This window comes from Vibrio sp. YIC-376 (assembly GCF_052353105.1).
Lineage (GTDB): Bacteria > Pseudomonadota > Gammaproteobacteria > Enterobacterales > Vibrionaceae > Vibrio.
In genome coordinates this window covers 135731-149300 of sequence record NZ_JBBWFK010000011.1, presented here as the reverse complement: position 1 = coordinate 149300, position 13570 = coordinate 135731, and the positions used below count along the sequence as shown (strand labels likewise).

12 protein-coding genes, 3 tRNA genes and 1 other RNA gene are annotated in these 13570 nt (G+C 44.6%); 9 read left to right on the top strand and 7 right to left on the bottom strand.

Annotation, left to right across the window (positions count from 1 at the left end; all coding sequences use genetic code 11):
• Positions 1–152: 152 nt before the first annotated feature.
• The 3 genes from WJM94_RS19190 to WJM94_RS19180 all read right to left on the bottom strand — a co-directional run bounded on the left by WJM94_RS19190 (position 153) and on the right by WJM94_RS19180 (position 588).
• A tRNA-Tyr gene (locus tag WJM94_RS19190) sits at positions 153–237 on the bottom strand.
• A gap of 89 nt (positions 238–326) precedes the next feature.
• Positions 327–411: transfer RNA gene (locus tag WJM94_RS19185), tRNA-Tyr, on the bottom strand.
• Positions 412–503: 92 nt separating this feature from the next.
• A tRNA-Tyr gene (locus WJM94_RS19180) sits at positions 504–588 on the bottom strand.
• Between the two features lie 296 nt (positions 589–884).
• Between WJM94_RS19180 and WJM94_RS19175 the strand changes: the two genes are divergently transcribed.
• From WJM94_RS19175 to WJM94_RS19165, 3 genes are all read left to right on the top strand, one after another.
• On the top strand, positions 885–1979 hold the full coding sequence (locus WJM94_RS19175; protein WP_444495795.1) for an efflux RND transporter periplasmic adaptor subunit: 1095 nt from the start codon (positions 885–887) through the stop codon (positions 1977–1979).
• The gene (gene vexH / locus WJM94_RS19170) at positions 1979–5092 is read left to right on the top strand and encodes a vibriobactin export RND transporter permease subunit VexH (protein ID WP_444495794.1); all 3114 of its coding nucleotides are present in this window, start codon (positions 1979–1981) and stop codon (positions 5090–5092) included. The genes WJM94_RS19175 and vexH overlap by 1 nt, the downstream gene beginning before the upstream one ends.
• Before the next feature lie 272 nt (positions 5093–5364).
• A complete protein-coding gene (locus tag WJM94_RS19165; protein ID WP_444495793.1) occupies positions 5365–5682 on the top strand; it encodes a DUF1244 domain-containing protein in 318 nt (105 codons plus the stop codon).
• A 53-nt stretch (positions 5683–5735) separates the two neighbouring features.
• Here the strand turns inward: WJM94_RS19165 and WJM94_RS19160 are convergent, their stop codons facing one another.
• Positions 5736–6827: a PLP-dependent cysteine synthase family protein gene (locus WJM94_RS19160; RefSeq protein WP_444495792.1), complete on the bottom strand. Its 1092-nt coding sequence runs from the start codon at positions 6825–6827 to the stop codon at positions 5736–5738.
• 142 nt (positions 6828–6969) lie between these two features.
• On the opposite strand from WJM94_RS19160, the gene WJM94_RS19155 reads away from it, so the two are divergent.
• Complete coding sequence (locus WJM94_RS19155) at positions 6970–7437, top strand: Lrp/AsnC family transcriptional regulator (protein WP_444495791.1); 468 nt, start codon at positions 6970–6972, stop codon at positions 7435–7437.
• Positions 7438–7531: 94 nt separating this feature from the next.
• On the opposite strand, the gene tesB is transcribed toward WJM94_RS19155, so the two are convergent.
• Positions 7532–8392, bottom strand: coding sequence for an acyl-CoA thioesterase II (gene tesB / locus WJM94_RS19150; protein WP_444495790.1), 861 nt, complete (start codon positions 8390–8392; stop codon positions 7532–7534).
• A gap of 229 nt (positions 8393–8621) precedes the next feature.
• Between tesB and WJM94_RS19145 the strand changes: the two genes are divergently transcribed.
• Positions 8622–9056 (top strand): YbaY family lipoprotein, encoded by a 435-nt coding sequence (locus tag WJM94_RS19145; RefSeq protein ID WP_444495789.1) that lies wholly within the window; start codon positions 8622–8624, stop codon positions 9054–9056.
• Between the two features lie 47 nt (positions 9057–9103).
• On the opposite strand, the gene WJM94_RS19140 is transcribed toward WJM94_RS19145, so the two are convergent.
• Entirely contained in the window at positions 9104–9406 is a 303-nt protein-coding gene (locus tag WJM94_RS19140; RefSeq protein ID WP_444495788.1) for a DNA base-flipping protein, read from the bottom strand.
• Positions 9407–9675: 269 nt separating this feature from the next.
• Here WJM94_RS19140 and WJM94_RS19135 point away from each other — a divergent pair, with 269 nt between their 5' ends.
• The 3 genes from WJM94_RS19135 to WJM94_RS19125 all read left to right on the top strand — a co-directional run bounded on the left by WJM94_RS19135 (position 9676) and on the right by WJM94_RS19125 (position 12292).
• Positions 9676–10419: a hypothetical protein gene (locus WJM94_RS19135; protein WP_444495787.1), complete on the top strand. Its 744-nt coding sequence runs from the start codon at positions 9676–9678 to the stop codon at positions 10417–10419.
• A gap of 241 nt (positions 10420–10660) precedes the next feature.
• Positions 10661–10757: signal recognition particle sRNA small type (ffs, locus tag WJM94_RS19130), an RNA gene on the top strand.
• Between the two features lie 704 nt (positions 10758–11461).
• Positions 11462–12292: a hypothetical protein gene (locus WJM94_RS19125; protein ID WP_444495786.1), complete on the top strand. Its 831-nt coding sequence runs from the start codon at positions 11462–11464 to the stop codon at positions 12290–12292.
• A 206-nt stretch (positions 12293–12498) separates the two neighbouring features.
• Here the strand turns inward: WJM94_RS19125 and WJM94_RS19120 are convergent, their stop codons facing one another.
• Positions 12499–12783: a hypothetical protein gene (locus WJM94_RS19120; RefSeq protein ID WP_444495785.1), complete on the bottom strand. Its 285-nt coding sequence runs from the start codon at positions 12781–12783 to the stop codon at positions 12499–12501.
• Positions 12784–12800: 17 nt separating this feature from the next.
• Between WJM94_RS19120 and WJM94_RS19115 the strand changes: the two genes are divergently transcribed.
• Positions 12801–13493: a DMT family transporter gene (locus tag WJM94_RS19115; RefSeq protein WP_444495784.1), complete on the top strand. Its 693-nt coding sequence runs from the start codon at positions 12801–12803 to the stop codon at positions 13491–13493.
• Positions 13494–13570 lie beyond the last annotated feature (77 nt).

Here is a 13570-nt window from a genome sequence, read left to right as displayed (position 1 = left end):
AAGACAGTAAAAGAAATGGAAGAGCGTCAGTTAAAACGCTCTGGGAAGGATGGCTAAAACTACAAGCCATCCTTGAAGGCTACGAACTCGCTCTGTCTCTTGAACAGGACTTGTGATCAAGAGACAGGCTCGATGAGCTGGCTTCTTCAATATGGTGGAGGGGGACGGATTCGAACCATCGAAGGCGGAGCCGGCAGATTTACAGTCTGCTCCCTTTGGCCACTCGGGAACCCCTCCAGGGTGTTTTTATACTTAGAAAAAGTTTTCCCAACACGTTTTCCAAGTGTTTCTCACAATTTATCCAAAGGATGATCACAAGAAGAATATGGTGGAGGGGGACGGATTCGAACCATCGAAGGCGGAGCCGGCAGATTTACAGTCTGCTCCCTTTGGCCACTCGGGAACCCCTCCAGGGTGTTTTTATACTTAAAAGATGTTTTCCCAACGCAGTCTTTCAAGTGTTTCTCACGATCTAATTCAAAGAATGATCACAAGAAGAAATATGGTGGAGGGGGACGGATTCGAACCATCGAAGGCGGAGCCGGCAGATTTACAGTCTGCTCCCTTTGGCCACTCGGGAACCCCTCCAGGGTATTTTTCATGCTCTAAAAAGCATACTTAAAAGATGTTTTCCCAACTCATCTCTCAAGTGCGGAGCGAATCATAGCAAACTCGCTCGGGCTGTAAAGCGTTTTTCTTACGTTTTCGCATTGAACGCTGCCTTTTTAGGCAAAGGTGTTAGAAAGTCAGCGTTTTGTTTGTCCTTTGTACAGAGAAACTTTCATTTTTTTCCTGAATTTACACTACTTGACGTTGGACGACGTAACTATTGATAAACTGTATCTAGTTTAATGACATGAATTTATTCGTTAAGTAATCAAAATATGAACATGAAAGCCACTTTATCCTTATCTGTTTTAATGCTTTCTATCTTAATGGCATCGCAAACCACGTTAGCGGCTCAGCGCGGCCCATCTTCTGTAACGGTTGTGACAGAGCAAGTAGAAACGCACGAAATCAATCAGTCTTTATCGCTTATCGGCAAGTTAAAGGCTGCGGAGTCTGTTGTTGTTGCTTCGGAAGTCTCGGGCAAAGTAGAAGTCATTGCCGTTAAAGCGAATCAGAACGTTCAGCAAGGACGGTTATTGATTAAGCTTAACGACGACAAAGCTCGAGCAGCACTTGTTGAAGCTCAGGCCTACCTTAAAGATGAGCAACGTAAACTCACTGAATTTCAGCGTTTGGTTAAGCGTAATGCGATCACTCAAACCGAAATTGATGCTCAAAAAGCCAGTGTACAGATAGCTGAAGCTCGCCTTGATGCGGCTAAAGCGAACCTTGCCGATCTACATATTGATGCACCTTTCTCCGGTACAGTTGGTTTTATTGATTTTAGCCGCGGAAAAATGGTCAGTGTTGGTACAGACCTCTTAACACTAGATGATCTTTCTGTCATGGAGCTTGATCTACAAGTGCCAGAGCGCTATTTGTCGATGCTCTCTGTTGGGATGCAAGTCCAAGCGAAAACCAGCGCATGGGGTGAGCAAACCTTTGTCGGTAAAGTGACTGGTATAGATACTCGTATTAGTACGGAAACTTTAAACCTTCGCGTACGTATTGAATTTGATAATCCGGAAAATCGCCTGAAGCCGGGCATGTTAATGAATGCTTCTTTGGCATTTCCAGCGATTAAAGCCCCAATCATTCCAGTTCAAGCGCTAGAGTATTCTGGCACTAAACGATTTGTTTATGTCATTGATGATGATAACAAAGCCACCCGCACAGAAGTGCTACTTGGTGCGCGTGTTGAGAACGAAGTGGTTATCGAATCGGGCGTTAAAATTGGTGACAAGATCGTTGTGCAAGGCATCGTTAATATGCGCGACGGTGTAAAAGTAGAAGAGATTATTGCCCCTCTTAAAACGAAAAAAGTGACGTCAACTGGCATCAATAGCGAATCGGATAAGGAAGAGAACTAATGTTACTTTCTGACATTTCCGTAAAACGTCCTGTCGCGTCACTGGTATTGAGCATGCTGCTTTGTGTGTTTGGCTTTGTGTCATTCACCAAACTTGCCGTACGTGAAATGCCAGATATTGAAAGTCCGGTTGTATCGATCACTACACGTTACGAAGGCGCGTCTGCCACTATCATTGAAAGCCAGATTACTTCGGTACTCGAAGATCAGCTTTCAGGTATTAGTGGTATTGATGAGATCAGTTCAACTACGCGAAACAGTTCTTCACGAATTACGATCACGTTTGAATTGGGCTATGACCTCAACACCGGGGTTAGTGATGTGCGTGATGCTGTAGCTCGTGCTCAGCGCTCGTTGCCGGATGAAGCTGATGATCCAATTGTTTTCAAGAATAATGGTTCTGGGCAGGCTTCTCTTTATATCAATCTCAGTTCATCAGAAATGGATCGTACCCAACTGACGGACTACGCAGAACGCGTGTTGATGGATCGCTTTAGTCTTATCTCCGGCGTGAGTTCGATAGACCTCTCTGGTGGCTTGTACAAAGTAATGTACGTGAAGTTAAAGCCCGATTTCATGGCTGGCCGAGCGGTGACTGCGTCGGATATTACAACGGCGCTGCGTAACGAAAACCTGGAGAGCCCGGGTGGTGAAGTGCGTAATGACTCTACCGTTATGTCCGTACGTACGGCGCGAACCTACAACACACCGGAAGACTTTCAATATTTGGTTATCAAACGCGCATCGGATAACACTCCTATCTATCTGAAAGACGTGGCGGATGTGTTTATCGGTGCCGAAAACGAGAACTCCACCTTTAAAAGTGATGGCGTAGTAAACATCAGTTTAGGGGTGATACCTCAGTCTGATGCTAACCCGCTGGAAGTGGCAAAGTCGGTTCGTTTTGAAGTGGATAACATCCAGAAGTTCTTACCTGAAGGTACTCGTCTGGCGATTGACTACGACGCAACGGTGTTTATCGAACGATCCATTGAAGAGGTTTATAGCACGCTGTTTATTACCGGTGGTCTGGTTATTCTCGTGCTTTATATTTTCATTGGTCAGGCGCGAGCAACATTGATTCCGGCCGTGACAGTTCCTGTATCGCTGATTTCTTCTTTTATTGCGGCGTATTACTTCGGTTTTTCTATCAACCTGATCACATTGATGGCTCTGATTTTGTCTATCGGTCTGGTGGTCGATGACGCGATTGTTGTGGTTGAGAATATTTTCCATCACATCGAGCGTGGTGAATCGCCGTTGTTAGCAGCCTATAAGGGAACAAGAGAAGTAGGATTCGCTGTTGTCGCGACCACATTCGTTCTCGTTATGGTTTTCTTACCGATTTCATTTATGGATGGCATGGTGGGTTTACTATTTACCGAGTTCTCGGTGTTGTTAGCCATGTCGGTGATTTTTTCATCGTTGATTGCCCTTACATTAACACCAGTGTTAGGCAGCCAAATTTTAAAAGTGAACGTGAAACCGAATCGCTTCAACAGAGAGATCGATCGTCTGTTTTCCAAGCTCGAAAGCGGTTACCGTCGTGCACTTAAAAGCGCGCTAAAAGTTCGTTTAGTTGCTCCGCTGGTCATTTTAGCGTGTATGGGTGGTAGCTACGTTCTGATGAATCAGGTCCCTGCGCAGTTAACGCCTCAGGAAGACAGGGGGGTTATCTTCGCCTTTGTGCGAGGTGCTGATGCAACCTCATACAACCGCATGTCTGCAAATATGGATATTGTTGAAAACCGATTAATGCCGCTGCTTGGGCAAGGTTTTCTGAAGTCATTCAGTATTCAGACTCCGGCGTTTGGTGGTCAGGCTGGTGACCAAACTGGTTTCGTAATCATGATTCTTGAAGACTGGAATGAGCGAGACATTACGGCTCAACAGGCATTGGGTAAGATTCGTGGCGAATTAGCGGGGATTCCAGATGTTCGTGTGTTCCCATTTATGCCTGGCTTTCAGGGTGGTTCGACCGAACCCGTCCAGTTTGTCTTAGGTGGTTCCGATTATGATGAGCTGCTGGTTTGGGCGGAAGAACTGAAAAATAAAGCGGAAGATTCCCCAATGATGGAAGGGGCTGAGATTGATTACTCTGAGAAGACGCCAGAGCTTTTGGTTACTGTCGACAGACAGCGAGCTGCGGAACTTGGCGTAAGTGTAAAAGATATCTCCGATACGCTTGAAATCATGTTGGGTGGTAAAAGCGAAACCACTTACGTGGATCGCGGTGAAGAATACGATGTGTACTTGCGTGGTGATGAGAACAGCTTTAACAACGCGGCAGATTTGAGCCAAATTTACTTGCGTACCAATCATGGTGAGTTAGTGACGCTTGATGCTGTCACCAAGATAGAAGAAGTTGCAGCGTCGATTCGTCTTTCTCATTACAACAAACAAAAATCGATCACGATCACCGCGAACCTCTCCGATGGTTACACATTGGGTGAAGCGTTGGGCTACCTTGATCAAGAAGCGATAGCCACTTTACCGGGTGATATTTCGGTGAGTTACTCTGGTGAGTCAAAAGACTTTAAAGAGAACCAATCCAGCGTTGTCGTTGTTTTTGCTCTTGCATTATTAGTTGCCTATTTAGTATTGGCTGCTCAGTTTGAGAGTTTCGTGAACCCATTGGTTGTCATGTTTACAGTACCTATGGGGGTATTTGGCGGTTTCTTGGGCTTAATTGTAATGAGCCAGGGTATGAACATTTACAGTCAGATCGGTATGGTCATGTTAATTGGTATGGTGACGAAAAACGGTATTTTGATCGTTGAATTTGCTAACCAGCTTCGTGACCGTGGTGTTGAATTTGAAAAAGCGATTATTGATGCTGCTGCGCGTCGCTTACGTCCAATTTTAATGACAGCATTCACCACCTTAGCGGGTGCGATACCGTTGATCCTATCTAACGGGGCTGGTTATGAAAGCCGAGTTGCCGTCGGTACGGTTATCTTCTTTGGTATGGGCTTCGCGACACTCGTTACTTTGTTTGTTATCCCTGCAATGTACAGACTGATTGCAGCGAATACGCGTGCGCCAGGTCATGTAGAAGCAGAACTGAACATCGAATTGAGCAAGGACACTAAGGGCCGAATCGCTCACCCTTAGGAACACGTAATTGTTGATGATAAAAAGCACCGGATGGATTGTCGTCTGGTGCTTTTTTTGTATCTGGAGAAGATTGGTCAGTCCAATGTTTTGCATATGACGTGATGGCGTTTTGGGCGACTTGGCGTTACCCTGTGTGACGAATCATTTTATACAATAATAGGGCTTGTCGTTCTCATATCTTGTTTGGCTGAGAGGTGTCGTCGAAACAAGACGCGGTGCCCGCAAACCAACTGAGAACAGTAAGCTAAATAGTCGAGAAGGAAAGTAAAGTGGCTGAGTTCAAATACAAAAATCTCACGCAAGAAGAGCAGGACAAATTAGATGCAGCGACATTTCGTCGTCTTTTAGCTCACCTAGATGAAAATAAAGACGTTCAAAATATCGACCTAATGATCTTGGCGGGCTTCTGCCGTAACTGCTTTAGCAAGTGGTATACAGCAGAAGCAGAAAAGCTAGGTGTCGACTTAGACATCGATGACGCTCGTGAGCGTGTTTATGGCATGACTTACGATGAGTGGAAACAAAACCACCAACCTGCAGCGACACCGGAGCAGCTAGCGGCTTATGAAGCGCGTCAGAAAAAGTAGTGACTCTAAAAAGAGTGAAAAGGCCCGCATGATGCGGGCTGTTTAATATCAAGCTATGAGACTGGCTCACAGCAGGCTGGCTCTACACAGCCTCTCGCTTGGATGACCTCAAGCTGAGCGATATAAGGCTGAATGTCGCCTATGTTTTTCTTCACCCAATCCAAGTCGTAATAACTATCCAGGTAACGATCACCTGAGTCACACAACAGAGTCACGATAGAACCCGTTTCACCACGCAGTTTCATTTCACAGGCGAGCTGAAGAACAGCATAAAGGTTTGTGCCCGTGGATGCGCCAACGTTACGCCCAATCAATTTTGAAACCCAATGCGCAGTCGCAACACTTGCGGTATCCGGTATTTTGCGCATTTCATCGACTACACCAGCGATAAAGCTTGGCTCTACCCGAGGGCGGCCGATGCCTTCAATCTTGCTTCCACTCTCGCATTTCAAAGCGGAGTTTCCTGACTTGAATGCATCATAAAATACCGAGTTTTCAGGGTCGGCAACACAGAGTTTAGTTTCGTATTTTTGGTAGCGGATAAAGCGTCCGATGGTTGCAGATGTGCCACCTGTGCCCGGACTCATTACGACCCAGCTTGGAATCGGGTGATCCTCTAATTTCATTTGGCTGAAGATAGAGTTCGCGATGTTGTTGTTTCCACGCCAGTCGGTCGCACGCTCTGCGTAAGTAAACTGATCCATGTAATGCCCGTTCAATTCTTCGGCGAGGCGACGAGACTCATCATAAATTTGATCTGAGCGTTCTACTAAGTGTGCCTGACCACCGTAAAACTCAATTTGTTCTATTTTTTTTCGGGCGGTGCTTTTGGGCATGACGGCAATAAATGGTAGTCCGAGCAGGCGAGCGAAGTATGCTTCAGAAACCGCAGTACTGCCTGACGACGCTTCGATTACGGTGGTTTCTGGGCCTATCCAACCATTACAAATTGCGTACAAAAACAGAGAGCGTGCTAAACGGTGTTTTAATGAGCCAGTAGGGTGGGTGCTCTCATCTTTTAAATAGATATCGATTCCGTCCAAAGAAGGGAGATCGAGTTTAAACAAATGAGTGTCAGCAGAGCGTTGAAAGTCGGCTTCAATTTTACGTACTGCGTTATTGATCCACTGATGATCAGAACACATCGCGTCTCTCCTTGAAAATAGGGGTAAGGTAAGGTCTGTATGAAAATAATTTACCTATAAGTAAAGAGAAAAACTTTGCTATATTTACTCAATCTTTGCTATCTGGTAGAAATTATTTCTCCAAAAATTGATATTTATGGAAATGAACTTAGATAAAATAGACAGGCAATTACTTTCTTTGCTCCAAACGGACGGAACGTTGTCGTTAAACGAGTTAGCCGAACGAGTCAACCTGACGACAACGCCGTGTTGGAAACGTCTTAAGAAGCTGGAAGACGAAGGGTATATTGAAAAGCGAGTTGCTCTGTTAAGTGCGGAAAAGCTGGATTTGTCGTTTATTGCATTTGTTCAGCTTAAGACCATCGATCACTCAGAACAGTGGTATCACCATTTTGTCACGACGGTGAGTGATTTTCCCGAAGTCATGGAATTTTATCGCATGGCTGGAGAGTACGATTACATGATGAAAGTGTTGGTAAAGGACATGAAGTGTTTCGACAAGTTTTACAAGCGCCTCGTAAACAGCGTAAAAGGGCTGTCGAATGTGACCTCTACTTTTGCGATGGAGTCGATCAAGTACACGACCGAATTACCCATCAGTCGAAACTAGCTTATTTTGTTAACGGACGAATAGAAAACATTAAAAAGGAGCGAAGCGCGCTCCTTTGTTGTCTCGTCGGGTTTATGGTTAAAAGCCCGATGATTTATTTCGTATAACGCATCACGCCTTCTTGTACTGCTGTGGCGACCAAGTGACCTTGTTGATTGTAGATCTCACCACGAACCAGTCCACGAGTGTGACTCGCAGTCGGGCTTTCAATCGCATACAGCAACCATTCATCCATCTTAAATGGACGATGGAACCAGATGGAATGGTCTATGGTTGCTACCTGGAAGTTTGGCGTCATTAAAGACACGCCATGCGGGTGAAGCGCAGTGACAAGGAAACCCCAATCCGATGCGTACGCGAGCAAGTATTGGTGAATCAGTTGGTTATCTGGCATGTCACCATTAGCGCGAATCCAAAGGTACTGCTTTGGTTCTGCTTTTTTAGGATTAAGCGGGTTGATCACGGTGACTGGTCGTGTCTCAATGGGTTTCTCGCCACAAAAGGTTTTCCTCAGCCTTTCCGGAAGATACTCAGCGATATGGCTGGCCAGTTCACTCTCTGAAGGAAAGTTCTCTGGACCCGGAATCTCTGGCATGGTCTTTTGATGGTCGAATCCCGGTTGATCGCCGTGGTATGACGCCGTCAGGTAGAAAATAGGGCGGCCATTTTGAATCGCTTTAACACGTCGGGTACTAAAACTACGTCCATCTCGCAGGTTTTCCACGTCATAGATGATCGGTTTTTCTGAATCTCCCGGATACAAAAAATAGCTGTGAAATGAGTGTACGGTACGAGCGTCTTCTACGGTGTAACGAGCGGCTGAAAGCGCCTGTCCAATTACCTGACCGCCATACACCTGAGGTAAACCTAAGTTCTCGCTTTGTCCGCGGAACAAGCCTTCTTCTAATTGTTCGAGTTGTAGCAGGCTGAGCAACTCTTTTAATGGCTTACTCATTATCTCTCCTCGCGGTATGTGTTGATAATCAAGTTAACCCATTTCCCACGGGTCTGTGAAGTGGATCTTAAAATCCTATGAGTATACCTTGTAACAATTATGAAACAAAATCAAATGCTTGGTATATCGTTACTCCGTCAAACTATTGTTAAATCAAGCAGCTAATAGAAGACAGTTTGCTATTGCGACTCTATACTTAGCTCGGTTTAATACTCATCCAGAGGAATATATGAAAAAAACACTATTACTTGTTACATCTTTATTTTTTGGTGCTGCACTAGTGGGTTGCCAAACTTCTCAAACAACAGAAATGGATTCTGCTGAGGTGTCAATGAAGACAATTACAGGTACAGTGGCTTACCGTGAACGTATCGCTTTACCACCAAATGCTGTGGTTACCGTTTCACTAGAAGACGTTTCTCTGGCTGATGCCCCATCAAAAGTGATTGCCACACAGACCTTTGAGACTGAAGGAAAGCAAGTCCCTTTCGCATTTGAGCTTAGCTACGACAGCAACGAAATTCAATCGAAGCATACTTACAGTGTTCGCTCCCGTATTGAAGTTGATGGTAAGTTACGTTTCATCAGCGATACTCGTCATGCAGTCATCACCGATGAAGCGCAAACTCACCAGCTAGACATCAGACTGATTGGCGTTCGTTAATTTACGTTCGTTGAGATAACAGTGCGAATGAAAGATGGCAGCTTTGGTTAAGGCTGCCATTTGTATTTTCTAAGCGATACTTTCCCAATTTCAGAGACTTCGATTCCTTCGGCTTCCAGCTTCTTTTTCTGTCTTTCCAGATCCCGACCTTTTAGCGAAATTCTCCCTTGGCTGTTAATCACCCTAAACCAGGGTAGCTTACTGCCTTCAGGCAAGTTGCCTAGCGCCTTTCCTACGTGGCGTGCGTATCCCGGGTAGCCCGCCATTTTTGCGATCTCCCCGTAAGTCGACACTTTTCCTTGTGGAATTTGGTGAATTACAGCAAAGATTTGCGCTAAGAATTGGTCCATACTCAATGTGTCCGTTATAGATTGCCAAGGAATGGTAATACAAACGGCCAGTATTTCACCATCAGTTATTGTTCTTCAACATGAATTGCTGCCTCCCAGTCTATTGTGTTTTCAACACTTTTACTTTTCGCAGAGCAGTGATGTTAGTGGACAGTGGTAAATACAAAACGAACGTAAGTTACGCTTGAATCTAGACCCACTTGACGACTGATGTGTACTTGCTTTGTTCGTCGTTGAGTTCCACATCGGTGGGGAAGCCAGGAGGCGCTATGATTTTCTCAACAATTCAGTTTTTTATCGCGACTCTACTTGCCGTAGTGTGTGCCAGAGCAATGAGTTTGAGTGAGGGAGAGCTCCCAGTTCTCGCACTCATGATCCCAGCGTTGTGGATTCTGCCTCAAGGTGGTTTGGCAGGTTTTGTATTGCTCGGCGCTATGATGGCGTTTGGTGCCACGCTTTCTATCCAGCCAATTGCGCTCTCTGTCGGAGTGTTAATTCTGTTCCCATTGCTGATGGTCGTTTTTTCTCACCGAAGTTCTCTAGGCGTATTGCTGACAACAGGTTTAATTGTATTGACCTTGCAGGTTGGCATTATGGTCACCCAGCAGGGCGGAAAGTTAGATGGTGCCGCGTCAGTCACTGCCGTTCAAACTCTTGCTGTTATCGCGATGTGGTGGTCGATAGCTCATTGGAAAGCTTCAAATAAGCACAGCTGGTGGCCGTTATTATTATTGTTGCCGCTATGGGTAGCAGATTTAACGTATGCGGCACTATTGGCGCTCTGCCTTACCGGGATGCTGGCGTCGATGGAGACACTGACCAAACTAAAACAGTCGATTCACTGGAGCAAATTGCTGTGTTGGACTTTGCCAACTGTAGGCTTCGCTGCATTGGTCGTAAGCCCTGCGACAGATGTGCCTAAACCTGTGTTCGTTGTTTGGATCTGTCTACTGGGTACGGCTTGGATGACGGATTACATCTTGCGTAGTAGTGATGAGCAAACCGAGCTGTAAGCTTTCCCCGTATGATGACGAGTGACGATAGGTAGCGAAGGTTTATGTTGTATGTTTCCGCTGATGAGCGTGATGAGTTGAATTAAACAAGGCACTTATCATCCCTCTATAAATTGACCGAGTTTTGTTCAAACGATCGCTAAATGGTGAAATTAAAGGTTTTTACCCTTGCATTATGAAGACCGATACTGAATAATCGCCCCATCGTTTGAGGCAAGCCCTCAACAAAAGAATTATGGGGCTCTGGTCCTCTCGCAACAATAGCTCGTGAACTCGGTCAGGTCCGGAAGGAAGCAGCCGCAGCGTGTGACTTGTGTGCCGGGATGTGGCTGGGGTCCCACCCATCAAAAAGCCTGCAGTGTTTAAATACATTGCAGGCTTTTTTCGTTGTAGGTTTACAACGGAACAATGTTCGACCAAATCTAAAAATCGTCCCAAGCTTACAATATCTGCAAGTTTACTGACTTGAATAAAGGTACTGCTGTTCGAACATTCTCTATTTTAGAGTTCGATTTTTGTTTCCATCTCGTATATGCGCCCGAGGCTAAAAGATTCCTGTCTCAACCACAGAATTATCACTACCATCTCAACAATCGTAACTGCCGTTACAGTCCTGATTGATTAGTCTTTGATCACCAAGAATGTTCTTCTTTTATTGAAATCAAGCATTCTAGCCAAATTCAGAAATCCGACTTCAGGGCAAGGTTTACGGAAAAACAGCGTGTCGCACAAGAAGAGTTGATAAGCGTTTAATTTTAATCAACGAGAAACAAATCAGAATCAACCCTATATTTAATAATCTAAAGCTTTTGCATCGATACTCAGATCTCCATTCGGTGACTAAAGTACAAGAAGGCATGGTTGAAAGGATAAGTAAATGACAACATCGCGGCATGTACTTTTCATATTTTACAGAATGTTGGGCGTTCTAACCTTCCTGCTTTTATCATGTACGTCTCTTTTGGCTGCACCCTTGACACCGACTCTTAATGGCCTGACCAATCAACAGGCTAAAAATTTGGCAGATGGGATTTTGACCCTAATGTCTTTTACTACGCTACCGGACATCACAACCAGTAAGCTCAGCTTTCAGGAAGCACAAAGTGCGACAGGGAGTCCCGATCTCTCTCAAACCACACTAGGGGGAGGCTTCACAGTCAGCCAGTCCTTACCAGTCTATTTAGAGGGAACATTGGGTTATGCCCGTTACGACCCTAAGTATGTCTTTACTGATGGTGAAGAACGGCGTCTAATTCCGACAAAATGGAATAGTATAAGCGTTACTGGTGGTATTGGTTACGAGTTTCCGTTGACCTCTGATAATGAGCTGAAACTTAGACCCATCTTCAATTTTTCGTATGGACGAGTAACAACGGATGCAAAGCTTACACAAGCTCTTTTAAATTTTCAGTTTCCCGATTTAGATCTTGATGTCATAGATGGTGGCACCATGAACGCTTATGGCTTGGGGGGAAGCATTATGCTTGACTGGGAACGCTACCGTGATGAATACGAGATTGATCTAGAAGTGCGCTACAGTAACATTCAGTTACGTACTTTCGGCAGTACCTCAGATGGTCTGCACGGAGAATCCGAGGCCAATACCGCCGGAGTCTGGGCACGCTATCGGGCACCTATAGGTTACAACCTGTTAGAACGCCCTGTGCGCTATGTGTTGGAGACTTCGTTTACCAGCTATTTTGGTGAGCAGCGAGGTGCTCTAGGTTTCAACAATTTGATGTCTGTCGGTGCAGGACTGGAGCTGGATACAAGTGGAAAGATTCAACTAGTCAGCCGGGTTCGTCTGGTAGTTCGTTATATCTTCGGTGAAAACGTCACAGGGACGTCAGTTGGTCTGGCAGTTAGTTTTTAGTCCGTGAGACGTTTAGTAGGTAATTCTGTGTTGGAGGCGGCGTTTTCATAGAAATTGAACTTGAAGACGTTCTAATGCAGAGACTCAGTAGTACGTTCTGCTATCACATTTGCAATACAACTTCTCATGGTATTAAGTTGCCTATAGGCAACTTAATTTTATACAGAGTCAATTAACAGACACATTTGCCCTACATGAATATATTGTCAGTCAACGTCGATAAATTGAGCGGGTGTAATGGCTGTCCAGATTCTTTTTCCGCTGCTGTCTTTTGTTACTTTGCCGGCAGAATGTTCACGAAAGTGAGCGGGAAACAAAAATGTGTCATTCTCTAGTGCGTCGTTAATGACTTGATTTCTTGTTTCATTTGCCAATTCTATGTCAAGACAGAATGTCGAACTGACCTCAGAATAACTTACCTGTAACTCATTGTGCATAACGTCGCCAGTAAACAATAATTCATTGTTTTCGGTTGTTAATCGAATAGCCATATGTCCTTTGGTTAAAGATGATTTGCTTAAGCTTTTGTGGCGGTCCGTTATTTGGCTGGTTTGTAAACAAGGGAATTCAGCTCGCACCACTTAGTCATGCCAGTGTGATGGTTCCGACTCTTACTATGTTAATAACGCTGTTCATTGTTTTTATTCAGGGTAAATCGATCAACAAACATCAATTAATTGGGGCATTTATTATTGTTATCGGATTAATTGCATTGGTGTCTGGTAAATTTGACTCTGTACCGAATCCATTGGAAGGAGATATCTTTTTTTTAGCAGCGGCTATGTTGTGGAGTGGTTTTACATTATTACTGAGCAAATGGAAAATGCCGGTATTCCAAAGTGTTGTAATGATAAATATTATTTCTGGTTTGGTTTATTTTCCGTTTTTTCTTATACAATCTCACCATAGTATTTCTCAGATACCAGCCCTGGATTGGTTGTGTCAATCTCTTGTTCAAGGTGTATTAAGTGCAATTATCGTCATCTATGCCTATTCTCAAGCAGTAAAATTCTGTGGCGTTGAGATAGCTTCTATGTTGCCAGCACTCATTCCGATTACTTCACTGTTTACCAATTTTATCTTCACCGACGAAACTCCTAAAGTAATGGTAATTGGTTCATTAACGCTAATTATGGTTGGATTTATTACTGCGACAAGAGAAAGTCGTGACGGGGTAGTTGAAAACACTGACCCTGTTTGAAGCGCTTCCCATGTATTTTTTCATCCGAGTGCAACACATAGTAGTCCTTTTAACGTGAAACTGTTCAGCTCCGTTTT

What these genes read in the sequence shown, in the direction of transcription:
- WJM94_RS19175 (WP_444495795.1), top strand. Translation starts at nt 885, where the DNA reads ATGAACATGAAAGCCACTTTATCCTTATCTGTTTTAATGCTTTCTATC.
- vexH (WP_444495794.1), top strand. Translation starts at nt 1,979, where the DNA reads ATGTTACTTTCTGACATTTCCGTAAAACGTCCTGTCGCGTCACTGGTA.
- WJM94_RS19160 (WP_444495792.1), bottom strand. Translation starts at nt 6,827, where the DNA reads ATGTGTTCTGATCATCAGTGGATCAATAACGCAGTACGTAAAATTGAA.
- WJM94_RS19155 (WP_444495791.1), top strand. Translation starts at nt 6,970, where the DNA reads ATGAACTTAGATAAAATAGACAGGCAATTACTTTCTTTGCTCCAAACG.
- tesB (WP_444495790.1), bottom strand. Translation starts at nt 8,392, where the DNA reads ATGAGTAAGCCATTAAAAGAGTTGCTCAGCCTGCTACAACTCGAACAA.
- WJM94_RS19145 (WP_444495789.1), top strand. Translation starts at nt 8,622, where the DNA reads ATGAAAAAAACACTATTACTTGTTACATCTTTATTTTTTGGTGCTGCA.
- WJM94_RS19140 (WP_444495788.1), bottom strand. Translation starts at nt 9,406, where the DNA reads ATGGACCAATTCTTAGCGCAAATCTTTGCTGTAATTCACCAAATTCCA.
- WJM94_RS19135 (WP_444495787.1), top strand. Translation starts at nt 9,676, where the DNA reads ATGATTTTCTCAACAATTCAGTTTTTTATCGCGACTCTACTTGCCGTA.
- WJM94_RS19125 (WP_444495786.1), top strand. Translation starts at nt 11,462, where the DNA reads ATGTCTTTTACTACGCTACCGGACATCACAACCAGTAAGCTCAGCTTT.
- WJM94_RS19120 (WP_444495785.1), bottom strand. Translation starts at nt 12,783, where the DNA reads ATGGCTATTCGATTAACAACCGAAAACAATGAATTATTGTTTACTGGC.
- WJM94_RS19115 (WP_444495784.1), top strand. Translation starts at nt 12,801, where the DNA reads ATGATTTGCTTAAGCTTTTGTGGCGGTCCGTTATTTGGCTGGTTTGTA.